Genomic DNA, 22,132 nt, shown 5'->3' with positions numbered 1-22,132 from the left:
GCATTAAGCTCATCACTATAAATGAGTTTAGCGAGTTGTCACCAACGAAAAGAACTTATTTGAACCAATTAATATAGCTAATGCGCAAAGGTGCGTGTTATTTAGCGGCAATTCTTAGTGCCAGTGCGCGAGCATGATCTTTTTTGGCATAGTAACGAACAGCATGACGAATAAGCCATTTGAGCTCAGTGTTAGCTGAACCTACCCAAGAATCAAGCAGATCGAAAACTAGCTCCGGATGATCTTTGGCAATATCTCCTAAACTATTGGCTACGCTGCGCCTAACGTACAAGCTGGCGTCGTCTTTTAAGTGGCACAAGAAGGGTAAAATGGGTGTTGGATCGCTAATAATCGCAGGTAATCGTTTTCCCCACGGTAGCTTTGGCCGAGTACCTTCTGACACTAAACGGCGAATATGTCGGTTGCTATCAAATTGCCATTCATTCAGGGTTTCAAGGGTACGCGCTTGTTGCGTTATTAAAAAAGGCCGAATGCAAAACTCAGCGCTAAAACGTTGAGTAAGCTGATATTGCGCTTGCATTGATACATCGAACGGGTCGCTTCCATCATTGTATTTTGCATCTAAGCCGTAGTTTGCGATGTAAAAGCTAAAAGGTAAGTAATAAAAGCCCGCCAGTCCGAATTCTTCTGAGCTTTCGTCAGCATCAATCAAGGTACGTAATAAAATATCAATCGCAGTTTGGTAATGTGAGGGAAGGTATTGATGCAACGTAGCTGCGATATATTGGCCTTTTGCCATTAATGCCAAATCACTCGGTGCTAAACGACAGGCTTCAACAAACTGCGTGCTATTAAATTTGTCATAGACTAGTTCGATATTGCGCGCCATAAAGCAAATGGCATTATCGTTTAGTAGATTGGCTAACGAGCTGCCTTTTGCGATAGCGCGCGGCGCACTGGGAATGCTCGCTGTAGTAAATGATGGCAGTTGTACTGACATTTAAGGTTGTTCGCTATCGCTTTCTTTTTGGTCGTTTTTTAGTGCTAATTTAAACGCTAAAATGACCAATGCAAACATTAAAAATGGCAGTGCTGCAAGACTGTATTCTGCCCACGCTTTATCGTAAAAAATGGGTTTCATAATAAAGTGTCCGGCAATTACCAAAACGATGGCAACCAGTAGTATTGGAATTGTGATTAATTCGCTTTTAATTTGTCCCTTGCTTCGCATAAGAACACTTTGTAAGTTATGAATAACCCGTAGTTTATCTGCTTTTTTGTTAAAACAATATAATGTAAATCAAGTTTGTGGTGTTCACTTTATAAGTGAATACATTTTTTTGATTGACGCAGGTGAAATTCCACCCATCATGTCATCGTTAGTTAGCGCAAAAAGAAAGTCGTCGATTTCATTGGTATCGATTGCTGTTTGATTGATTAGTACGGTCGCCCACAGTGTTAAATCATCGTCATCAATTTGCGCTGAGATATATAAACTAAGTGCATGTTTTAGGTGTTGTTTATAAACTTTTAACGGCAAGATTTGTTGCTGTGTTTGTTGAGCAAGTAAACGATATGCATTATTAATATCGCTGCCGTAAGTAATGAGTTGATTTAATGCTTGCTCGTAGGTCATTTCACTTTCTTAAATGGATAAAGGAATCGTTAAATTGCAACAGACAGTCATAATTAGAAAAGCCGAACATCAAGATGTTACAGCGGTGCTTAATGTACGAAAACAAGCAATTTTGGCTGGCTGTAAAGATGCGTATGATAGCACACAACTTGATTTGTGGACCGGCGTTAGCGCCGATAAAGTGATCACCGACATGATTGTAAATTCATTTTATGTGTCAAAAATGGGCAACGAAATTGTTGGCACTGGTAAAGTAGATCTTACGACAGGACAAATCGATGGCATTTTTGTTTTGCCGTCGCATTTTGGTTTGGGATTAGCGCGCGCTATGTTGACTTTTTTAGAGAAAAAAGCGAAAGCGCACGGTTTAACAACGCTATTTCTTGACGCCACACTAAATGCGGTAAATGCTTACAGTGCCTATGGTTTTATTGCTGATACGCCACGCAACTATGAATCGCCAACCGGTGCAGTGCTACGTTGTGTGCCAATGCAAAAGGAAATTAAATGACACTTGTATACACCCATGAAAATTTGACCTTAGTGGTTAATGTAAGTACTGCATTGCAAAATGCCGGTATTAAAACGCAAATTAAAAATCAGTATGCAGCGGGTGGGCGTGGCGAAATTCCTTGTTTTGAGACATGGCCCGAGGTTTGGGTAGCGTCACAGTTTCAAGTGAAGCAAGCGAAAGAGATAGTGGCGCAGATCACGTTAGAGAGTACACAGCCTGATTGGCAATGTACTCACTGTACCGAACTAAACGGGGCAGCATTTGATTTTTGTTGGCACTGTGATAGTTCTAAACCATACTAAATTTATTGCCATCTATGATCACCTAGCGATACCGCTTACGTGATTGTTACACCACGCTAAACACATTTCACATACAGCGACACAAATAGCGCATTACGCGCTGTATAAGTGTGACTGCTTCAAAAATATCACTTTGTAATAATTTAAGCTATTGAATTTTAAAAATAAATCCAATTGTAATTAGCTCATTACAATTAAAAGTAAAATAGTTGTTACTTTTTATGTAAATTAGGTTAATAATATAAGTACTATATCTTTCGTAGTTTTAAAAAAGCAGTTTGAGGCATTATGTCTGCATTTATTATTATTTGTATGTTGCTTAGTATTATCAGTACCTTATATTTTGCGATTGGTTCTAAAAGTAGTCAGCAAAAATATATTGAGCATGTTGAATTTCCAAGCGCAATTAAGCAAACATTGCGTGCAAAGTACAGTTCGCTTTCTGATGAGCAATGTGAACTAGTATTAGCGAATTTACGCGAGTATTTTTTGATTTGTCATATGGCAAAAGGGCAGCCAGTTGCAATGCCATCAAAAGCGGTTGATCTTGCGTGGCACGCGTTCATATTACACACGCGAGAGTATAAAACGTTCTGTAAAAAAGCATTTGGTCGATTTCTACATCACACACCTATATCGACATCGACAAATAGCCAAGACCTTGATGCAAGCTTGCAACGTACGTGGCAGTATTCTTGTCAACGCCACTTTATTGATTATTCAACTCCAGAAAAACTGCCATTTTTGTTTGCGCTTGATGAGATGCTCGCTATTGAAAATGGCTATTGCTACTCGTTAGATGATTCACCGCAACCTGGGAAAATCAATGTATTGTCACTAACTAATCGTGTTACATCTTCGCAGCAACCGAATGTGCAAACCTCACACATAATAAGTTGTGGCGGGTATGCAAGTAGTTAGCCTATTTAAAGTGTTTTTACTGCGTTGAAGGTGACTCCTTACCAGGAGAGCTGCTAGAATCTCTCCCTTTATTGTCTTTTCATCGTAATAGTTAACATGATTATACCGGTCATTCTTGCTGGTGGTTCAGGTACTCGTCTATGGCCACTTTCTCGGGCTGATTACCCTAAACAGTTTTTAAATTTAACTAACGAATTTAGCTTGTTAGAAAATACGTTAGATCGAGTATTGTCAAAAGAGTATGCTGCGCCGCTTATAATATGTAATCAATCCCATCGATTTTTAGTGGCTGAACAGGTTAGACACTTGGCTATTGAAAATGCCCAAATACTGTTAGAGCCAGAAAGCAAAAGCACTGCGCCAGCAATAGCTTTGGCTGCTTTTCATGCTTTAAAAAGCCACAAAGACCCTTACTTATTAGTGCTATCAGCTGACCATAGTCTTGATGATAAAGACGTATTTAATACTGCGGTAAACCATGCATTAAATGTAGCAAAAAAAGATTACTTAGTATCATTGGGAGTACCAGCGACGACACCAGAGACTGGTTATGGGTATATTGAACCAGGAAATAGTATTGAACAATCACATGGATTTGTAATCAGCAATTTTATTGAAAAACCGAATATCGAAATGGCGCAAACATATGTTGACGCAGGCAGATATATGTTTAACACGGGCATATTTTTATTTAGGGCTAGGTTGTACCTTGAAGAGCTGAATAAGTTCCATCCTTGTATTTATACTGGTTGTAAAAATGCTGCTCAGAATACGATAAGCGATCTAGATTTTATAAGAGTAAAGACTGAAGCTTTTTCGATGTTGCCGAGCCAATCTATTGATTACGCTGTGATGGAAAAAACAAAATGTGCTGCTGTAGTTCCATTATCGTGTTCTTGGTCGGATATAGGCAGTTATAATACGCTTTGGAATGAAAGTAGAAAATGTCAGCAAGGTAATGTTATTAAAGGAGATGTGGTTGCCGAAAAAACGCGAGACTCACTAATTATTGCGGAAAATAAACTTGTCGCAACACTGGGTGTTGAAGATCTGGTTATTGTTGATACAAAAGATGCGCTATTGGTATCTAGTAGAGATCAAGCTCAAGATGTTAAACAGATCGTTGCTAGATTATTTCAGGAGAATAGACTGGAGTATAGCTCACACCGAGAAGTCTATCGGCCTTGGGGCAAGTACGATACAGTAGATGTGGGTGACAACTTTTTGGTTAAACGTGTGACAGTAAAGCCAGGAGGTCAGCTTTCATTGCAAAAACATCAATTCCGAGCGGAACATTGGATCGTTGTTAAGGGAGTAGCTAAAACTAAAATTAATGGAATTGAACGTTTGGTTTCAGAAAATGAATCAATTTACATTCCAATTGGTGCGACACATCGTCTTGAGAATTCAACTGATGTAGATTTAGAACTGATAGAGGTTCAAACAGGTGATTATTTAAGTGAAGACGATATTATAAGACTTTCAGACAAATATAATCGTGTTGAAAATTAAGTTTTAACCGTGAAATAGTTATTATGAAAATGGTTAAAATAGCATTGCTTGCATTAGATGATTCACCGCAAGCTGGGAAAATCAATGTATTGTCACTAACTAATCGTGTTACATCATTACAGCAACCGAATGTGCAAACCTCACACATAATAAGTTGTGGCGGGTATGCAAGTAGTTAGAAACCGCCAACTAAAACTCAGTTTGACGTCTTGAAACTGAGTTTTGGGTCTTTACACTATAATTTAAAATCTACTTATCGCATCTGACTTGAGCATATACAGATTCGGTTTTCGAACGATTGATGCTCAACCACCGCGCTCAATATTTGCTGCTCGCTTTTGTTAAACGTCATTGGCAAGTGATACAATATCGCCACTTTCATTTCTCTTAACGCAATAAAGTAGTTGTTTATATTATGATAGATACGGTTAGTCCGGCCTTGTTGGTGGTGTTTATTCTGGCGTTTTTCAGTTGGTATATTGCGTTTGTATTGTTTACCACTCGCGTAAAATACAACAAAAGTCAAAAACCTAAAGAGCAGTAGCTGTGTACGAATCATTTGTTGATTGGTATTGGTCTATATTCGGTGTTGGCGAAAATAATGTTGCGTTTGGCAGCCAAATTGCAGCTCTGTATTCTTGGTTAATGTTACTTGCTGCGGGCTTAACCTATTTAAAATACCTTAAACAGCAAGTGCCTAAATTTGTGTGTTTCGCATTTGCTATTGTTGCATTGTCATATTCATCAACCGACTTGTTAATGGCCGGTGTAAATGACTTTTACCGATATTTTGATGAAGGCGATAGCTTTCGTGCCATTGCGGTAAGCTATACGTTACTCGATAGTTTAACCGCCATTTTAGTGATGTTAGTGGTGCAACGCATGTGCAAACAAGCCAACCCTTTTTTGGATGCTGTCGATATTATGGTGATGATATTGCTCTATAACGGCGCAGCTCATTTCTTGGTAAATGGATATTACATGGTAGTTGAACAAGGCAGTGTCGATTGGATTGCCATGCTATATTCGGCAACCATTATTATTACTGACGGTGTGTTGGTTCTGGTGATGTTTTTCCCAGCGCTGGGGTGTTGGCTCAAAAATATTTCACTGCGTACGCAATTAAAAAGTGCAAGTTAGCTTGCACTTTTTAGGGTCTGTTGACCTTTCAAGTTCGTTTTTGCAGCAGTTTGATTGGGTTTTATACAAGGCAGAGGCTGCGTTGCATAGTTATTCTATGTGAGCCAGCCGATAACACAGTAGAAAAGCCAATCAAGCGCTGCCGAATGGTTCTTTTGAGCGCACTTTTCTCATTGTTGCCTATATGGATGTAGGTAAGGGGCGAGAGCAGGACGCGGAAGCTTTGCTCGATATTCGCTTAGATTACTAGGCCACACATCTAGCGCCGCGATAAAAGTACGCTCAAAAAGAACAAAAATAGAACAGCAAAGATCAACAGACCCTAGTCATTACGTTTTAAACAAAATATCTACGCCTTTAGATATTTGCTGTGAAACGCAATATGTTCGTCAATAAAGCTTTGAATAAAAAAGTAACTGTGATCGTATCCTGCTTGCATACGAAGTTCTATTTCACTATCGCTTTGCTTCGCAGCAGCAATTAGGTTTTCAGGCTTTAGTTGCTCTTGCAAAAAGTTATCAGCGTCACCTTGATCAACCAGTATAGGTAATCTTGATTGAGCACTTGCCAATAGTTCAGATGCGTCGTACTCGCGCCAAAACTCTTTATTCGAGCCTAAATATTGTGTGAACGCTTTTTGTCCCCAAGGGCAATTCATTGGGTTTGTAATGGGACTAAACGCTGAGATAGAGCGGTATTGAGATTGGTTTTTAAGGCCAATAGTTAATGCGCCATGTCCACCCATGCTGTGGCCTGAAATCGATTTTGTTTGAGTCACCGGAAAGTGCTGTTCCACTAACGCGGGTAGCTCTTTCACAATATAGTCATACATTTTGTAATGACTTGCCCACGGCGTTTGTGTCGCATTGAGATAAAACCCAGCGCCTTTACCTAAATCGTAGCCTTCATCGTCGGCAACATCGTCACCTCGGGGGCTGGTGTCGGGAGCAACAATTGCAATGCCAAGTTCAGCAGCTTTTTTAAATGCGCCCGCTTTTTGCATAAAGTTTTCATCTGTACAGGTTAAACCAGATAACCAATAAAGAACGGGAACGGGGCTTTCTGCTGATGCATTTGGCGGTAAAAATAGGGCAAATCGCATGTCGCAATTTAAGCTGATAGATTTGTGGCTGTATTGTTTATGCCAACCGCCACACACTTTGGCTTTACTTATCACTTCTAATGACATGTTGTTTCCTTTTACAAGCGCCTAACATTTGTCAGGCGCTTTAACTAAAATTGCGGTGAGTTTAAGCTACTTATCCATATGCACTACAGAGCGAATGCTTTCGCCTTTGTGCATTAGCTCAAACGCCTCGTTAATCTCATTAAGTGACATGGTATGCGTAATAAACTCTTGTAGGCCAAAGTCACCAGCAAGGTACTGCTCAACAATGCCTGGTAATTCTGAACGACCTTTCACGCCACCAAATGCAGAGCCACGCCATACGCGACCTGTAACAAGTTGGAATGGACGCGTAGAAATTTCTTGTCCTGCACCGGCAACACCAATAATCACCGATTCACCCCAACCTTTGTGACAGCATTCAAGTGCTTGGCGCATTACGTTTACATTGCCGATACACTCAAAAGAGTAGTCAACACCACCGTCAGTCATTTCAACAATTACTTCTTGAATTGGCTTATCAAAGTTTTGTGGGTTGATCACATCGGTAGCACCAAGTTGCTTTGCTAAATCAAATTTTGATTCATTGATATCAATACCAATAATGCGACTTGCACCAGCCATGCGAGCACCAATAATTGCCGATAAACCAATACCGCCTAGGCCAAAAATCGCCACGGTATCGCCTTTTTCAACTTTTGCAGTATTAAGCACTGCACCCATACCGGTCGTTACACCGCAGCCTAGTAAACACACTTCTTCTAGTGGCGCTTCTTTGTTTACTTTTGCAAGAGAAATCTCTGGCAGTACTGTGAACTCAGAGAAAGTTGAGCAACCCATGTAGTGGTAAATTGGCTCGCCATTAAGTGAAAAACGAGTCGTGCCGTCTGGCATTAAGCCTTTACCTTGTGTTTCACGTACTGCTTGGCAGAGGTTTGTTTTACCCGATTTACAGAACTTACATTCGCCACATTCAGCGGTGTAAAGGGGGATTACATGATCGCCTACTGAAACGCTTGTTACGCCTTCGCCAACCATTTCAACAATACCGCCACCTTCATGGCCTAAAATTGATGGGAAGATCCCTTCAGGATCATCACCTGAAAGTGTAAATGCATCGGTGTGGCAAACACCTGTTGCAATGATGCGAATAAGTACTTCACCTTTTTTTGGCAGTTGTACGTCTACTTCTTCCATTTTTAATGGTTCGCCTGCTGCCCAAGCTACCGCAGCTTTTGATTTTATTGATGTTTGGCCTGGTTTAAGATCTAACGCCATAATATGTTTCCCATATGTGATTTGATGAACTAGCAGAAGCTTTTAAGGCTAGTTCATTTGCTACTTTGTTGGTAACTAGTTTATTTATTTCTTATTAAAAGATAATCACCCTAAATTGAAAATTATTATTTCATATATGTAATAATGTGTTCAGAATAGCGAAGAGGTTAAAAAAGAATGGATTGGACTGGAGTAAGTGAATTTGTTGCGGTGGCAGAAACACAAAGTTTCACCGCGGCAGCAGATAAACTAGGCAGCTCTGTGGTTAATGTGAGCCGTAAAGTCAAAGCACTAGAGCAACGCTTAGGCGTTAAACTATTGCAACGGACAACGCGCAAGGTGTCACTCACCGAAATGGGGCAGCAATATTATTATGACTGTAAACCGCTGGTGGAAGGCTTAGCGCTGGCAGAGCTTAATGTGAGTAATATTCAGCACGGTATTAGTGGACAAATTCGCGTTACCGCTCCGGTTACCTTTGGTGAGCGCTATATTGCGCCGCTGGTGAATGAATTTTTAGCGTTGCATGGGCAAATTGAAGTCGACTTAGTGTTAACCAACCAAAAACTCGATTTAATCGATAGCAGTATTGATGTTGCTATTCGTTTAGGTCACCTAAACGATTCAAACCTGATTGCAAAAAAGCTCGCAACACGACAAATGTTTGTTTGTGCAAGCCCTGACTATATTGCAACCCATGGCGAGCCACATACTTTATCTGAGCTTGCTATGCATCAATGCTTGGTTGGCAGTAATCAATATTGGCGTTTTTTACAACAAGGAAAGGGGCGCAATATTCGCGTAAACGGGCGATTAAAGTGTAACTCAGGCGTGAGTTTATTAGATGCTGCAATAAGTGGTTTAGGGCTTGCGCAACTGCCTGATTATTACGTTGGCGACGCATTAGCGCGGGGCGATTTGGTTGAAGTATTACCGAGTTATCGCGATAAAGAAGAAGGGATTTGGGCGCTTTATGGTCATAATCGGGCGCTGCCTTCTAAGCTCGATTTATTTATTCGATTTTTACAGCAGCATATAAAAAAGCCCGCTTAACGCGGGCCAAGATTAGGAAGTCTATTTATATTTAACTTGAATTAAGTCATTCTACTAGGCGTGTTTTACAACCACAGTACCGGCAAGTAAGTCATGCCATGCTCGGTTCTTCTCATCAATGGCTGCCCAAATAAAGCCTAAACCAAGCGGTAACGCCGAAACATAGTAACCAACATAACGAATAATGCTTTGCACTACGGTTGGTTTCGCGCCCGTTTCGGCATCAACTACTTTGCTGTCTACTGCCATTTTGCCTGGGGTTGCTGCTTTATATACCCAAAACATTACGGTAAGTATAAAAGGCAGTACTTCGTGATTCATAAACTCTTTAAAGTCGAAGAAGTTTAGTGGCGTCCATGGCAAATAATCATCGAAGAAGGTAAAAGCGAATGCGGCAATTACCAGTGAAAAAAGTAATCCATCTAAAATAAGTGCGGCAAAGCGTCTAAAAAAACCGGCGTATTCAATACGGGGTTGAACTGTTTGATAATCTGAATATGTCATGGCGACCTCTGTATGCTTCCTGTTGATGGGTTCATACTAGTCGGTCAGTTATTTTGTATTGCTGAAAAATGAATAACGGCGAATTTAAATTGCGAACGGCATAATACGTGTTTTGATAAATCGTTGATAACTTAAACTGTACGTTCACTTGATTATTAATAGATTATTTTTGTACCTAAAAAGTGTTTAAAAGATGATTTCGCTATATCCAAAGTAACAATAAATTTACATTTAAATTGGGTAGAGTTTTTGCTCTTCGTTTTAAACCCTTTAATAGGTACAAATAAACACTATCTCACCTTGTAAAGCCAATTTTACGTGCCAGCTTTTGCATTTATTTTCATTTGTTTACATTGATAATTAAAATTGACAACGCTGTCTTTTTTCTGCTTTTTTGAGTGTTGTAAATGGTTTGTTAACTATTTACATGACTTCACAACAACAAAAAGGCAAACGTTATGAAAGCAAAATTTAATAAAACAACACAGGCTTTATTACTTTGCAGTACCTTCGCAGGCACAGCACTTGCGGCGGATAAAGTGTCGCTTGATACCGATAGTTCAGAGCGATTTATCGTTACCCTTAAATCTGATTCACTGAAAATGGGGTTACCGGTTACAGCAGATGCACAGCAACAACAGGCTTTTAAGCTTAATAAACTGCAATCGTTAGCAAGCAGTGTTACGTCTCAGGCAATTCATGTATTACCGAGCACTAATTCGGTAGCACTTAAACTAACTCAAGCTGAGCGAGAGCAATTATTGAGTCGCAGTGATGTGCAATCGGTGGAGGTTGATCCAAAACGCTATTTACTTGCAGAAAGCACCCCTTACGGTATTGGTATGGTGCAGGCGAATCAACTAAGTGACAACCTCACAGGTAATCGCAAAGTATGTATTATGGATACCGGTTATCAATTGGGTCATCCAGACTTACCATCAAACGGCATCACAGGTAATGATGGTTATGGCAGTAATGATACTGGTAACTGGTATAACGATGGTAACGGCCATGGTACGCATGTTGCGGGTACTATTGCGGCAATTGGCGGAAATGGCCAAGGCGTCGTTGGGGTAAATCCTTCTAATCAGTTAGGCCTTCATATTGTTAAAGTGTTTAACGACCAAGGACGCTGGGCTTACGGTTCTGATTTAATTCGTGCGATTGAGCAATGTCAGCAAGCGGGCGCCAATGTGACCAGTATGAGTTTAGGTGGTTCGGGTCAATCAAGTGCTGAGCGCCAAGCTTTTGCAAACAGTTATGCGCAAGGTATGTTGCATATTGCAGCAGCGGGTAACGACGGAAATAGTTCGATGAGTTATCCTGCATCATACGATGCAGTGGTATCGGTTGCTGCGGTGAATAGCGGTGAAAGTAAAGCATCGTTCTCACAATATAACAGCCAAGTAGAAATTGCTGCGCCAGGTGTGAGTGTGAATTCAACATGGATTAACAGTGGCTACAAAAGCATTAGCGGTACATCAATGGCTACGCCACATGTATCAGGTGTGGCAGCATTAGTATGGAGCCATTTTCCAAACTGTTCTAACCAGCAAATTCGTGATGCATTAAACACAACGGCAAAAGATAAAGGTGCAGCAGGACGCGATACCTCTTATGGCCATGGTATCGTGCAAGCCAAAGCAGCGTATGATTATTTAGCGAGTAGCAGTTGTGGCGGCGGTACAGGCGATGCAAAGCCTGTTGCCAATTTTGCGGTACAAGTTTCTGGCAACACTGCACAATTTTCTGATAGCTCGACTGATGACAAAGGCATAACCAGTTACGCATGGGAGTTTGGTGATGGCGCGACTAGCAGCAGCCAAAATCCTAGCCATACCTACAATACGTTTGGCGATTATACCGTAAGCCTCACGGTTACTGATACTAAAGGCCAAACTAATCGTAAATCAAGCATCGTCACAATCAGTGATGGTTCAAGCGGTGGATGTAACGGATTAGCGAATTGGTCGGCGTCAAAAGCGTACAAAGTGGGCGATAAAGTGGCTTATCAAAGCAATCAATACGAAGCAACTTGGTGGTCAACGGGGGCGCAGCCAGATGTATATACTAATGTTTGGAAAAACACAGGTAAATGCAGTGGCGATGGCAACGCAAATCAAGCGCCTGTTTCAAACTTTACGTTTAGTGCAACTGGATTAACGGTAGCGTTTAGCCAAACCGCTACAGATGATAAAGGCGTTGTAAGCTATGCATGGGACTTTGGTGACGGCACAACGAGTAACGCTACCAATCCGAACCATAATTATACCAAAGCGGGCAGCTATACCGTAAGTTTAACGGTTGCTGATAGTGAAGGGTTAAGTCACTCAAAAAGCCAATCAGTAGTTGTAAGCGGTGATACTGGCGCAGGTTGTAACGGTGTGGTTGCATGGAGTGCCGGCACAGTCTTTCTAACTGGAGAGCAAGCATCTTACAATGGCCGTTTGTACTCAGCTAAATGGTGGACCCAAGGTGCAAACCCAGAGCAAAACTCAGGCCCTTGGGATGTATGGCAAAATGAAGGTGCATGTAACTAACCTAAACCTATATTTAACCTAAGCTTGGGGTTAGAAGATAACTAACACTTTATGATCCCGAGGTGAGGTTATCCATACCAAACCCATTCTCAAATGGCGTAAGGCAACCATCAGGTTGCCTTTTTTAGTGCGCGTTCTCACTGATATCAATCTGCCAAATTTGGCTGATTTGGTTATCCAGTAATGTGCAAAAAAACTGCTGATTGACGTTAGACTGGCGACATAAATTACGACCATATTTTGCCAATGAGCTGATGCTAGTTGTTTGTTTTGAGGCTAAATTTAGCCGTTTATAACCAAGACTAGTGCGATAAATAATGCTGTTGTTCACATACTGCCAATCGCGCCACTGTAATAGTGCAAAATCTTTAACTAACACCCTTTCCTCATTTGTTATAAGAGCACGTGAAAATAAGCCATCTTGGCTAAATTTGCTGTAATAAAGGGTATTTTCAGCAAAGTAGAAACTGTAGCCGCCATTAAAGGTAATTTGTTTGGCTTGGCTTGATGCCGAATCGAGTTGCCATATATTCCACTCTTGATTTTGCTCAGCACTCACAAACACTTGGTTGTCAGCATTAAAGCCAACAAAGTGAATCGTATTAAATGTGTGATTTATCTTTTGCCACAGTGATTTGGTCATATCGTAGCGATAAATTTGATCGTTAATATTGGCAACAAGCGCAGTTGCGTCAAATGACCATGCGATATTACCGACATACTCAATGGTACTGTCAAAACTAAGTGTTTTGCTGGTGTGTTTGTCAGCAAGTTTTATGCTCAACTTACCATTGAGTGATTCAACGTAAACGAGTTGGTCGTTAGTAGGGGATGGTGCAAATTGTAAAATGCTGGCTTGGCGTTTGGTAATGGCTTGAGGCGCTTGATTATCGGTAATGTGATAAAGGTTTGAGATTACGGCGTAGTGCTCGGCAAAAAGCACGCTTTTACTTGCAAAAATTCGGTTAAAGGTATCAGAGTAGTCTAGCTGGACTAGTGTGCCTTGCTCGCGATTAAACTGATACAGCCCATCTTTTGCAGAAATAAGCAGAATATCATTAAACCAGCTTAATGATTGCACGTGATCAAGTAAGGGTACTTCAAAGAGTGACTTAGAATCACTTAGCGTTTTAATCACTAAACTATCGGGTTTATTTGCATGGTAATTTATATAAGCAAGTTGATTATTGCTGATAGCAAATATGCGGTGCCCCAAACTGTTTCCGCTATTGTCGGGAAAGCTCAATTGTTGCTGGCGAGCGGTACGAATATTAAAGGCCATTAATTTATAAGGTGCCGAGGCACTTTCTCGATAGGCATAAACTAAACGATTATTGCTATCGAGCGCCATATTGGTCACAACGCTGGTACCACACGAAAGTAATTGAGTTATCTGCCGCGTACTTAAATTAAATTCAACAATGTTGCATTGCCGGTCAGTTAAATTAGAAAGCCTTGCCAAATATAGAAAATCGCCGTTTGCGATTACATCGGTATAATAGAAATTATCGTTTACAAGGGGCGTTAAGCTGCCGTTTTGTTCTAGCTTCACTACCTTACTGATTGCAGCGTTATTGCTTTTATGCAGGGCGTAAAGTGTTTGTGAAGTCTCGTCAAAATAAGGGTTAAACGTCATGCCTAGTTGTTCTGTAAGCACGTGTCGATTTGTTAATTTGAGCTGGTGATTAGGTTTACTCAAAAAAGTAATCATCGAGAAAATGATAAGCACGATCATCGCAATTAAGCCAATTAGCCACTTATTTTTGCGTGTAGTCGGGTGCTGCTTAACTTCATTTTCGCGCGAAGTTGAAGTTAATGCACTGGGTGTGACCGTAAAGCGATATCCCACTTTGCTTACCGTTACAATATAAATCGGTTTTGTGGGTTCAGGCTCAATTAGTTTTCTGAGCTGACTAATTGCGCGATTGACAGCAGCATCACTCACCACTCGGCCTTGCCAAACATGTTCAATCAGTTCGTCTCGCGATAGTGCCCGCTCGCTATTACGGCAGAAAAAAATCAGTAACTCAAATAACTTCGGCTCGCATTCAGTCATCTTTCCATTGATGGTTAGGGTATTTGTTTGCGTATTAACTTGAATAGCATCGAAGCTAAATGAACCTTCTATCATTATGATTTTACTAGTTATTATAATTTCATTATCAAATTATCATAACTTAATTAAGCAACAATAACAGCTTTTGATTAGTTTTAATCTCGCTTTTTATGGCAAAACTGAGATTACAAAAAATGAAAAAAATAACCCCTATTTTAGTACTAACTACATGCCTTATTTCAGCGTGTGGTGGCGGTGGAAACAAAAAAGTAAACGCCCCATTTATTGAATCAAATAACAACGATACTTTATGTGCTGGGCGCGCTATTCCCGAAGGTTCAACTTGCGTCACTGTGGATGGGCGAGAAAACTTAGTTTTTGGCGATACGAGCAAAGAGTACAAAGGGCTAATTATTACCTTACATGGCGCACCGGGATATATGGCAAAAGTAGCCGGTATTTTTGATGCAAATATGCTTGAAGAAAAAGGGTACTTAGTAATTAGCCCAAATGGCAACGGTAGCGCATGGCAGTGGGATAGCAATACAGATGCAAACATCAGTGATGATAGCAATTACATCGCCAATTTAATTGATTACGCCCATGCCAATTATACAGTTGAAGGCGATAAAGCACGTATCTTCGGTTATTCTGCTGGTGGTTTTATGGCTTACACCTTAGCGTGTCACATTCCTGAAAAACTAAGCGGTGTGGTAGCACTAGCTGGGCAATTTAGAGGTGATTTTAATGCTTGCAGCACACAAACCCCTGTCGCTATTCACCACCTGCATAGTCCGAGCGATAAAGATGTACCAATGAGCGGCCGAGAGTACGGAAAAATTGCCAGTGTAGATGCGACACTTACACACTGGCTAAAAATAAATGGCTGCGAAGATCAGTTTGTACAAGCTGCTGATCCTGCGGTTACTGCAACGAGTGCAGGTACGTCAACCTTGGCTTGGCATGGCTGTGTATCGCCAGTAATGCTTTCAAAATTGGATGGGGTTGCCCATGAGTCAGACTATTTATCAGATGCGCTTTACGAAATTTACCAATCGAGTATGGCATTGGAGAACTAACATGCGTGCATTATTTGGGTTAATGTTTTCATGTGCATTGGTTGCATGTTCAGATTCACCAAAAACACTCAATGACATTAGTAAAACAATTGATGATATAAACTGGCAACTTAAGCCTAAATACAACGGTGAAGTTCCTAACAATCAAAGTGCTAATTCGTACCGTGTTGCAATAACGGGCAATAGCCATGTTGCAGGGCTAGGCGCTGAGATTAATAAGGTGATTACTCAGTTAACTCCTCAAAAGCAGACAGTATCTGAGACTATTGGTAGCGGTTTTTTAGATGATAGCATTCGAAGTAGCAGTGCAACTCAAGCGCTAGAAAGCGGCAACTGGACGCACCTTATTTTGCAAGGGCAAAAATATTCACAATCACGTACGACAACGTATTCAACTACGGCGGCAGAAAAATGGATAGCCAATGCAAAGGAGCTTAATGTGATGCCGATATTATTTCCTGAGCACCCGCAGCGTGGCGATACAACAGAAGCGCAATATGTTTATGGCCTGCATTCAAATATTGTTGCGAAACAGGCGAGTTGTCTAGCTCCAGTCGGCCTTGTTTGGGATAGTGTTTTGCAGTTAATGCCTAACCTTAGGCTTCATGCCAGTGATGGCAATCACGCTGCGCCATTGGGTAAATATTTAACGGCGTTAGTGTTTGCTGAAGTGATCACCGGACAGCGAGTCGATTCAGTGATTTTAACGCCAGTTAATGGTGTGCGCGCTGACGAGCAACTCCTTATGGCGCAGGTCGTGTCGGAAGTAATTTATCAGCTTCCTCCGTGCCCTTTTTCTGAATCCTCAAAGAATTAGCGCATGCGCTGATATCTCTAGTAGCAAAGCACAAGGTTTGCGCTAGGCAAACTCTTGTGCTTTTTTACATGCATTAGTCCTGCTTTTTAACGCGGTAGAACCCAGCATAAAGCGCTGGAACTACACCCAAGGTTAAAACCGTGCCTACGCCTAAACCAAAGGCAATTACACAGGCCATGCCGTAAAATAGCGGATCTTGTCCAATAATCAGTGGCAGTAATCCCATCATGGTAGTGATGGTGGTCATCGCAATTGGGCGCAGGCGTGTTAAGCATGCATCTATAATGGCTTGATACTCGCTTTTACCTTCAGTTTGTTCAATTGCAATGCGGTCGATTAATACAATGGCATTGTTGATAATAATACCCGCAAGGCTGTAAAGACCAAGTGTTACCATAAAGCCAAAGGGCGCTTGCATTAATAATAAACCTATCACCGCACCAATAAATGAAAGGGGAATAGTGAGCGAAATCACCATGGCCTTTCTAAATGAATTAAACTGCGCCACCAATAAAATAATAATAAAGCCAAGTACCATCGGCATATTAGCACTCAGCGCCTTTTGTCCCGCCTTTGACTCTTTAATTACACCGTCGTATTCAATGGTGTGATTAACTGGTAAGTCGTGTTTAAGCAATTGAATTTGCTCATCGACAAGGGCTTTAAAATCTTCCGCTGAAAGCTTAGTGTTGCGCGCTTCAATGCTAATGGTGCGGAACATATCTTCATGATGAATAATCGAAAATTGATTAATCGGCTCAAAGTCAGCAACTTGAAAAAGCGGTACGGCACGGCCAGACTTTTCAGAATAAATATTTAGTGTACGCAATCTATCTAGGCTATTACGCTCGTTTTCACCGGCGCGCAGCACAATTGGAATAATTTCATCCTGATCCCGGAAGTTAGTAATTACACCGCCGCTAAAGTAGCTTTCTAGGGCTTGTGCGATTTCGCTTGAGGTAAGCCCAGCACGTTTTGCTCGGTGCTGGTCTACTTTAACCGAGATTTTAGTAATCAAATTTTCCCAATCGGTACGCACGTTCAATGAGTTTGGCGCGGCATTTAAAACAGCCATGACTTCTTGTGCTTTTTGGTAAATGACTTCTTTATCTGGGCCTTTTACCTGCACTTTTAAAATAGACGAATCCGACGGCCCTAAGAACATTTTACGCACACGTGCTGATACATTAGGAAAGCGTGCTTCAATTTGCGTATCAAGTTCTAACACCCGCGAGGCAATATCTGTTTCTGGCGTTACATTAAGTACAATAAAGCCTTTATTCTCAGCTGGGTCTTCCGGGTTGAGTGAGAGTACAAAACGCGGCCCGCTAAAGCCAACATAGCCCGAGAAGCTTTCAATATAGTCAAACTGCTCTTTGTTATTAAACCAAGTGAAAATCTCCTGCATTTGGCGATTAGTTTCGCGCGATGACGTCCCGCGAGGTAAATCGATGTTGACGAGTACTTGAGTGCGATCCGAATTGGGGAAAAACTGTTTGGCAACAAATTTCATTGATGCGCCAGCGCCAATAAATAGCACAAACATCGCCGCCATAAACAGGGCTTTGTGTTTTAACACCCAATGTAAAAATTGCTCATATTTCCCATAGTAGCTGGTTAGTTTGCCAAATTCATTGCTATCGCTACTGGTTGTTTTTGGCACTTTAATAAAGTAGTAACTTAAAATTGGCGTTACTGTCAGCGCTAATACCCAACTGCTTAGCAAGGTAATTAAAATTACCAATGAAATTGAACGGGTGTATTCGCCCGCAACATGCTCCGCCAGCATTAGCGGTAAAAAGAATAAAATGGTGGTGGCTGACGAGCTGAGTAGCGGAACTGCCAGCTCTTTACATCCTTGCACCATAGCGTTGTAGCGATCGATACCTTGTTCTAAACGGCGTTTAAAATCTTCGGCAATAACAATGCCGTTATCAACCAGTAAACCAAGTGAAATGATCAGCGTTGCCAAGCTCATGCGCTCAAGCTTAATGCCGCTGTATTGCATAATGGCAAGGGTTACTAGCATTACGAGCGGCACAATAGCACCTACAATTAAGCCGGTGCGTAGCCCTAAGAAAAGAATTACCACAACAAGCACTATCGCCAGTGTTTGTAGCACATTAATTGATACCCCTTTCACGGTTTTTTCAACTTGGTCGGCCTGATAGGTGGCAATATCGAGTTGATAACCGATAGGTAATGTGTGTTCAATTTCCGCAATTTTGGCTTTAAAGCGCGGTGCAAATTCTAAGATGTTGTATTCAGGCAGCATCGCATTAGCGAAGAAAATGGCTGGTTTACCATTAAAATACGCCAGTTTATCAGGTGGGTCGATAAAGCCTTTTTTAATCGTGACAATGTCTTTAAGGGCGATAAAATCTTCAGTACCTGGAATGGTAATATAGGTATTTTCAATGTCTGGAATACTATTAAAATTACCCGTTGGCTCAATAATAAAGCTGCGGCTACCGGTATCAACACGGCCACCTGATTGCACTATATTTTGCTTTTGCAGCTCGCTAATGAGTGCTAATGGCGAAATGCCAAGCTGTGCCAATTTGGCGTTTGACGCTTCAAGGTAAATACGCTCGGCTTTGGCGCCTAAAATCTCAATTTTTTTAGTGCCCTCAACACCGTACAAGGTGTCGCGAATATGCTGCGCAATATCGTACATTTCGGCCATATCAAAGCCATCGGCAGTTAGCGCAAGGGTGATCACCGACACATCACCAAACTCATCATTTACATACGATGGTAAGGTGCCTTGTGGTAGCTTTCCTTGGGCATTATTCACCTTGTTGCGTAAGTCTTGCCAGATATTGTCGAGGTTAAAGTATCGGTCATAAATTTTTACGTGAATAGTCGAAAGTCCAGTAGAAGATGACGACTTAATCTCTTTTACTTCCGGAATTTTGCGGATTTCTTCTTCTAACTTTCGCGTGATCAATTGCTCAACACGGTCCGGCGCCATGCCCGGAAATTGTGTGCTAACAATGGCTTCACGAATAGTAATAGTAGGATCTTCCTGTGCGGGCAGGGTGAAGTAGGCAAAAATGCCGTTTAGCATTAATAGCGCCACCACAAGTAATACGGGTTTTTTATAATTAAACGCCAAAGCGGTAATATTCATTTTCCCGCTCCTTAGTTAAAACGCTGCACGGCGTTATCAAGCAGCGATACTTTTTGCCCGTCGCGCAAAAACGCAATGCCAGCTGTGGCAATAATCTCGTTATCTTTTAACCCGTTCGAGATAATCACTTGGTTATTAATAACGTTTTCGGTTTGCACAAAGCGTTTTTCTAATAGTTGCGTGTTAGGGTCAAACACAAACACAAATGCCTTTTGCTTGATGTCGGCGCCAAGGGCACTTACTGGAATGCGAATACTTGGGCCTGTATAACCAGTGCGGCCAACACCTTGATAAACAAATTCCACTTCTGCAGTCATGCCGGCACGTAGCACAGCGTTTTCTTCATCAAGAATAACCGTAACAGGGAAGGCATTGGCAGATTCAGCGCGGGTGCCTTTTTCTGAAATATGCCCTTTCATCGAAAGTTGCGGCATTACAGGGTAGGTTACTTTTAAGGTCATATCGCTGTTTAAGTCATGGATTATGCTCTCAGGCACCATTACACGTACTTCAAAGCCGTGTTGGCCTTCAATTTCAAATACTGATTGGCCTGCGGCAACTTGCTGTGAGGGTTCAATTAAACGCTTGGTGATAACACCATCGTAAGGTGCCAGTAACTCACTGTCTTGCACGTTTTTGCGCGCAATGTTGAGCTGAGCATTGGCAACATCCACAGCACTTTTGGCAGATTCAAACGCTGATTTTGAATTATCAAAACCTGATTTTGATACTAAACCTTGTTCACTTAGCGTTTTGTAACGCTCGTATTCATTTTGCGCTTCTTGAAGTGTTGCTTCGGCTTGTTTCACCTGCGCTGATGCAGATTCAAAACTTAACTGAAATGTGAGTTGATTAAGCTTGGCAAGAGGTTGGCCTTTACTCACCGTATCACCTAATTTTACAAACACCTTTTCAACTTTACCGTTTACTTCAAAGCTTAAGCTGGCATTTTCAACGGGGGCAACAATGCCCGAAAGCGTGCGCACTTGTTCAAAATTTGAGGTTTTTACCGCTGTCCATGCGATTGGGCGGATAGGAGGTTCAGAGTGTTCGATTTCTTTTGAACAGCCAACAAGCGTGATAATACACGCAACAACGTAAAATAAACGCATAACGGTTCCTGTAAAAGGTGCTAATTTTATAAGCACAAATTGAGTAAGTTAATTTGGTACTATGCAGTACCAAATATTTTGGTACCATGTAGTACCAAAGTCAACCATGTTTTTACAATTAATAGGTACAGTCTTGAGTTTAGAACAAATTTTAAATGCAAAACCGTTATCAGAGCGCGGTAAAAAAATCCTCGCAGTAGCACAAACGCTATTTTTAGAACATGGTTACGACAATACCTCGCTTGAAATGATTATTAGCGAATCGGGCGGCTCAAGGCGCAATATTTACAGTGAGTTTGGTAATAAAGAAAAGCTACTGCTTGCTGTTATTCGTGAAAAAGCCGAAGTGCAAGTGGGCACTTTGCTTAATATTGATTACGACTTGCCGCCGCAACAAGCGCTTAGTCAGGTGTGTTATGGTTTTGCCCAAGGTTTTTTATCAGAAACCATGGTGAAATTGTTCCGCTTAGTGACCAATATTGTGCCCAAATTGCCGGAAGTAGGTGAGCTTATCTATCATTTTGGCCCGTTACGAGGCAGTATTCCGCTGGCGAAATACTTAACCCATTTGCACCAGCAAAATATGCTTGATGTAGACGACGCCGAATTTGCCGCAAAGTTATTAATCGAAATGGTTAAAGGACGTTTACATATCAAAACCGTATTACTGCCAAGTGAGGAAATTAGCGAAGACGAAGTGCGGGAGCACGTTGACAAAGCCGTCGCCCGCTTTTTAAAAGCGTATAAAGCGGAATAAATAGTTAAACATTTTAGTTAGTCGAACCGGCTCGATAGATCGCATAATGAGATAGTGAAACTGTTACTCATGTTTTTAGCCGCCATTTAGCTTTTTATTTACCCTCTGGCATAATGGGTGAAAGCAGATATTGACGCTAGATACTCGTTGCAGCAAAGAAGCTTTATCGCCATTAATGGAAACACTAATCTAAAGTGCATTTGACACCAATTATTAAAAAGCAAATATATTTAAAGTTCAGATTTTAAGTGCAATTATGAAACAAAAAAAACGGATATTTTTATTACTAATACTGCAGCTGTTCTTATCGTGGTTATCACTAAGTAAAGATTTGACTTTTATCGATTATGAAAATTATCGGTTTAACGAAAGAGCGACACTTGATAACGTTTTAGAATACGCAATTTTATTGCCATTAATGATGGTAGGGTGTTCATTAGTTAGTGGCGTTTTTGCTTTATGTTTTAATAAAAAAAATATATTCGACTTCGTTAGTAAATGCGCTTTTTTTGCAGTTTCAGCGGCTACTATTTCGGGGCTTTTATATCTTAGTTATAGGGTAATTATGTATGGCCCACAAAAAGAGGGCTTGATGATCATTTTATTTTTCCCAATAGTCGGCTCTATAGTATTTGCTGTGAGTATTGTTTCATCTTCAATAATCTTTTTTGTTAAAAAGAAACATACCTGA

21 protein-coding genes are annotated in these 22,132 nt (G+C 41.1%); 12 read left to right on the top strand and 9 right to left on the bottom strand.

The features are described 5' to 3' along the window. Positions 1-97 precede the first annotated feature (97 nt). From AC2IOM_RS17760 to AC2IOM_RS17750, 3 genes are all read right to left on the bottom strand, one after another. Positions 98-961 carry a DNA alkylation repair protein gene (locus tag AC2IOM_RS17760; protein WP_486360675.1) on the bottom strand — a complete coding sequence of 288 codons (864 nt, stop codon included), beginning with the start codon at positions 959-961 and terminating at the stop codon, positions 98-100. Continuing rightward, entirely contained in the window at positions 962-1,192 is a 231-nt protein-coding gene (locus AC2IOM_RS17755) for a hypothetical protein (RefSeq protein ID WP_105172516.1), read from the bottom strand. Positions 1,193-1,276: 84 nt separating this feature from the next. Continuing rightward, entirely contained in the window at positions 1,277-1,597 is a 321-nt protein-coding gene (locus AC2IOM_RS17750) for a hypothetical protein (RefSeq protein WP_486360674.1), read from the bottom strand. A 34-nt stretch (positions 1,598-1,631) separates the two neighbouring features. Here AC2IOM_RS17750 and AC2IOM_RS17745 point away from each other — a divergent pair, with 34 nt between their 5' ends. The 6 genes from AC2IOM_RS17745 (at position 1,632) to AC2IOM_RS17720 (ending at position 5,986) form a co-directional block, all read left to right on the top strand. Next, entirely contained in the window at positions 1,632-2,108 is a 477-nt protein-coding gene (locus AC2IOM_RS17745; RefSeq protein ID WP_486360673.1) for a GNAT family N-acetyltransferase, read from the top strand. Continuing rightward, a complete protein-coding gene (locus AC2IOM_RS17740) occupies positions 2,105-2,413 on the top strand; it encodes a putative signal transducing protein (RefSeq protein ID WP_486360672.1) in 309 nt (102 codons plus the stop codon). The genes AC2IOM_RS17745 and AC2IOM_RS17740 overlap by 4 nt, the downstream gene beginning before the upstream one ends. Before the next feature lie 288 nt (positions 2,414-2,701). Further along, positions 2,702-3,334 carry a glycine-rich domain-containing protein gene (locus tag AC2IOM_RS17735; protein ID WP_486360671.1) on the top strand — a complete coding sequence of 211 codons (633 nt, stop codon included), beginning with the start codon at positions 2,702-2,704 and terminating at the stop codon, positions 3,332-3,334. Positions 3,335-3,430: 96 nt separating this feature from the next. After that, on the top strand, positions 3,431-4,846 hold the full coding sequence (locus AC2IOM_RS17730; protein ID WP_138631120.1) for a mannose-1-phosphate guanylyltransferase/mannose-6-phosphate isomerase: 1,416 nt from the start codon (positions 3,431-3,433) through the stop codon (positions 4,844-4,846). A 23-nt stretch (positions 4,847-4,869) separates the two neighbouring features. Beyond that, positions 4,870-5,025, top strand: coding sequence for a hypothetical protein (locus tag AC2IOM_RS17725; RefSeq protein WP_486360670.1), 156 nt, complete (start codon positions 4,870-4,872; stop codon positions 5,023-5,025). Between the two features lie 367 nt (positions 5,026-5,392). Continuing rightward, positions 5,393-5,986 (top strand): hypothetical protein, encoded by a 594-nt coding sequence (locus AC2IOM_RS17720; RefSeq protein ID WP_138631122.1) that lies wholly within the window; start codon positions 5,393-5,395, stop codon positions 5,984-5,986. 349 nt (positions 5,987-6,335) lie between these two features. Here AC2IOM_RS17720 and fghA read toward each other — a convergent pair whose 3' ends face one another. Next, positions 6,336-7,175, bottom strand: coding sequence for an S-formylglutathione hydrolase (fghA, locus tag AC2IOM_RS17715; RefSeq protein ID WP_486360669.1), 840 nt, complete (start codon positions 7,173-7,175; stop codon positions 6,336-6,338). 66 nt (positions 7,176-7,241) lie between these two features. Beyond that, positions 7,242-8,390 carry an S-(hydroxymethyl)glutathione dehydrogenase/class III alcohol dehydrogenase gene (locus tag AC2IOM_RS17710; protein WP_100915655.1) on the bottom strand — a complete coding sequence of 383 codons (1,149 nt, stop codon included), beginning with the start codon at positions 8,388-8,390 and terminating at the stop codon, positions 7,242-7,244. 177 nt (positions 8,391-8,567) lie between these two features. Between AC2IOM_RS17710 and AC2IOM_RS17705 the strand changes: the two genes are divergently transcribed. Then, positions 8,568-9,443 carry a LysR family transcriptional regulator gene (locus AC2IOM_RS17705; RefSeq protein WP_010558648.1) on the top strand — a complete coding sequence of 292 codons (876 nt, stop codon included), beginning with the start codon at positions 8,568-8,570 and terminating at the stop codon, positions 9,441-9,443. A 54-nt stretch (positions 9,444-9,497) separates the two neighbouring features. On the opposite strand, the gene AC2IOM_RS17700 is transcribed toward AC2IOM_RS17705, so the two are convergent. After that, positions 9,498-9,947, bottom strand: a complete 450-nt coding sequence (locus tag AC2IOM_RS17700) for an RDD family protein (RefSeq protein WP_054981386.1) — start codon at positions 9,945-9,947, stop codon at positions 9,498-9,500. A 458-nt stretch (positions 9,948-10,405) separates the two neighbouring features. Here AC2IOM_RS17700 and AC2IOM_RS17695 point away from each other — a divergent pair, with 458 nt between their 5' ends. Beyond that, on the top strand, positions 10,406-12,487 hold the full coding sequence (locus AC2IOM_RS17695; RefSeq protein ID WP_486360668.1) for a S8 family serine peptidase: 2,082 nt from the start codon (positions 10,406-10,408) through the stop codon (positions 12,485-12,487). A 124-nt stretch (positions 12,488-12,611) separates the two neighbouring features. Here the strand turns inward: AC2IOM_RS17695 and AC2IOM_RS17690 are convergent, their stop codons facing one another. After that, complete coding sequence (locus AC2IOM_RS17690) at positions 12,612-14,618, bottom strand: winged helix-turn-helix domain-containing protein (protein WP_486360667.1); 2,007 nt, start codon at positions 14,616-14,618, stop codon at positions 12,612-12,614. Between the two features lie 119 nt (positions 14,619-14,737). Between AC2IOM_RS17690 and AC2IOM_RS17685 the strand changes: the two genes are divergently transcribed. Further along, on the top strand, positions 14,738-15,622 hold the full coding sequence (locus tag AC2IOM_RS17685) for a CE1 family esterase (RefSeq protein ID WP_486360666.1): 885 nt from the start codon (positions 14,738-14,740) through the stop codon (positions 15,620-15,622). 1 nt (position 15,623) lies between these two features. Continuing rightward, a complete protein-coding gene (locus AC2IOM_RS17680; RefSeq protein WP_486360665.1) occupies positions 15,624-16,439 on the top strand; it encodes a hypothetical protein in 816 nt (271 codons plus the stop codon). A 73-nt stretch (positions 16,440-16,512) separates the two neighbouring features. On the opposite strand, the gene AC2IOM_RS17675 is transcribed toward AC2IOM_RS17680, so the two are convergent. Both AC2IOM_RS17675 and AC2IOM_RS17670 read right to left on the bottom strand, forming a co-directional pair. Next, entirely contained in the window at positions 16,513-19,572 is a 3,060-nt protein-coding gene (locus AC2IOM_RS17675; protein ID WP_486360664.1) for an efflux RND transporter permease subunit, read from the bottom strand. An 11-nt stretch (positions 19,573-19,583) separates the two neighbouring features. Continuing rightward, on the bottom strand, positions 19,584-20,684 hold the full coding sequence (locus tag AC2IOM_RS17670; RefSeq protein ID WP_486360663.1) for an efflux RND transporter periplasmic adaptor subunit: 1,101 nt from the start codon (positions 20,682-20,684) through the stop codon (positions 19,584-19,586). Positions 20,685-20,817: 133 nt separating this feature from the next. Here AC2IOM_RS17670 and AC2IOM_RS17665 point away from each other — a divergent pair, with 133 nt between their 5' ends. Further along, a complete protein-coding gene (locus AC2IOM_RS17665; RefSeq protein ID WP_486360662.1) occupies positions 20,818-21,441 on the top strand; it encodes a TetR/AcrR family transcriptional regulator in 624 nt (207 codons plus the stop codon). A gap of 256 nt (positions 21,442-21,697) precedes the next feature. Continuing rightward, positions 21,698-22,132 (top strand): hypothetical protein, encoded by a 435-nt coding sequence (locus AC2IOM_RS17660; protein ID WP_486360661.1) that lies wholly within the window; start codon positions 21,698-21,700, stop codon positions 22,130-22,132.

This window comes from Pseudoalteromonas sp. NS-SX12, assembly GCF_057367955.1.
Note: the sequence above shows the minus strand (reverse complement) of the source record. Positions and strands in the feature narration are given on the sequence as shown.

Excerpts from the sequence above, each read along its gene's own strand:
- AC2IOM_RS17670 (WP_486360663.1), bottom strand. The coding sequence starts at position 20,684 with ATGCGTTTATTTTACGTTGTTGCGTGTATTATCACGCTTGTTGGCTGT.
- AC2IOM_RS17660 (WP_486360661.1), top strand. The coding sequence starts at position 21,698 with ATGAAACAAAAAAAACGGATATTTTTATTACTAATACTGCAGCTGTTC.
- AC2IOM_RS17740 (WP_486360672.1), top strand. The coding sequence starts at position 2,105 with ATGACACTTGTATACACCCATGAAAATTTGACCTTAGTGGTTAATGTA.
- AC2IOM_RS17735 (WP_486360671.1), top strand. The coding sequence starts at position 2,702 with ATGTCTGCATTTATTATTATTTGTATGTTGCTTAGTATTATCAGTACC.
- AC2IOM_RS17680 (WP_486360665.1), top strand. The coding sequence starts at position 15,624 with ATGCGTGCATTATTTGGGTTAATGTTTTCATGTGCATTGGTTGCATGT.
- AC2IOM_RS17675 (WP_486360664.1), bottom strand. The coding sequence starts at position 19,572 with ATGAATATTACCGCTTTGGCGTTTAATTATAAAAAACCCGTATTACTT.
- AC2IOM_RS17700 (WP_054981386.1), bottom strand. The coding sequence starts at position 9,947 with ATGACATATTCAGATTATCAAACAGTTCAACCCCGTATTGAATACGCC.
- AC2IOM_RS17695 (WP_486360668.1), top strand. The coding sequence starts at position 10,406 with ATGAAAGCAAAATTTAATAAAACAACACAGGCTTTATTACTTTGCAGT.
- fghA (WP_486360669.1), bottom strand. The coding sequence starts at position 7,175 with ATGTCATTAGAAGTGATAAGTAAAGCCAAAGTGTGTGGCGGTTGGCAT.
- AC2IOM_RS17755 (WP_105172516.1), bottom strand. The coding sequence starts at position 1,192 with ATGCGAAGCAAGGGACAAATTAAAAGCGAATTAATCACAATTCCAATA.
- AC2IOM_RS17760 (WP_486360675.1), bottom strand. The coding sequence starts at position 961 with ATGTCAGTACAACTGCCATCATTTACTACAGCGAGCATTCCCAGTGCG.
- AC2IOM_RS17685 (WP_486360666.1), top strand. The coding sequence starts at position 14,738 with ATGAAAAAAATAACCCCTATTTTAGTACTAACTACATGCCTTATTTCA.
- AC2IOM_RS17750 (WP_486360674.1), bottom strand. The coding sequence starts at position 1,597 with ATGACCTACGAGCAAGCATTAAATCAACTCATTACTTACGGCAGCGAT.
- AC2IOM_RS17725 (WP_486360670.1), top strand. The coding sequence starts at position 4,870 with ATGAAAATGGTTAAAATAGCATTGCTTGCATTAGATGATTCACCGCAA.
- AC2IOM_RS17690 (WP_486360667.1), bottom strand. The coding sequence starts at position 14,618 with ATGATAGAAGGTTCATTTAGCTTCGATGCTATTCAAGTTAATACGCAA.
- AC2IOM_RS17710 (WP_100915655.1), bottom strand. The coding sequence starts at position 8,390 with ATGGCGTTAGATCTTAAACCAGGCCAAACATCAATAAAATCAAAAGCT.
- AC2IOM_RS17705 (WP_010558648.1), top strand. The coding sequence starts at position 8,568 with ATGGATTGGACTGGAGTAAGTGAATTTGTTGCGGTGGCAGAAACACAA.
- AC2IOM_RS17730 (WP_138631120.1), top strand. The coding sequence starts at position 3,431 with ATGATTATACCGGTCATTCTTGCTGGTGGTTCAGGTACTCGTCTATGG.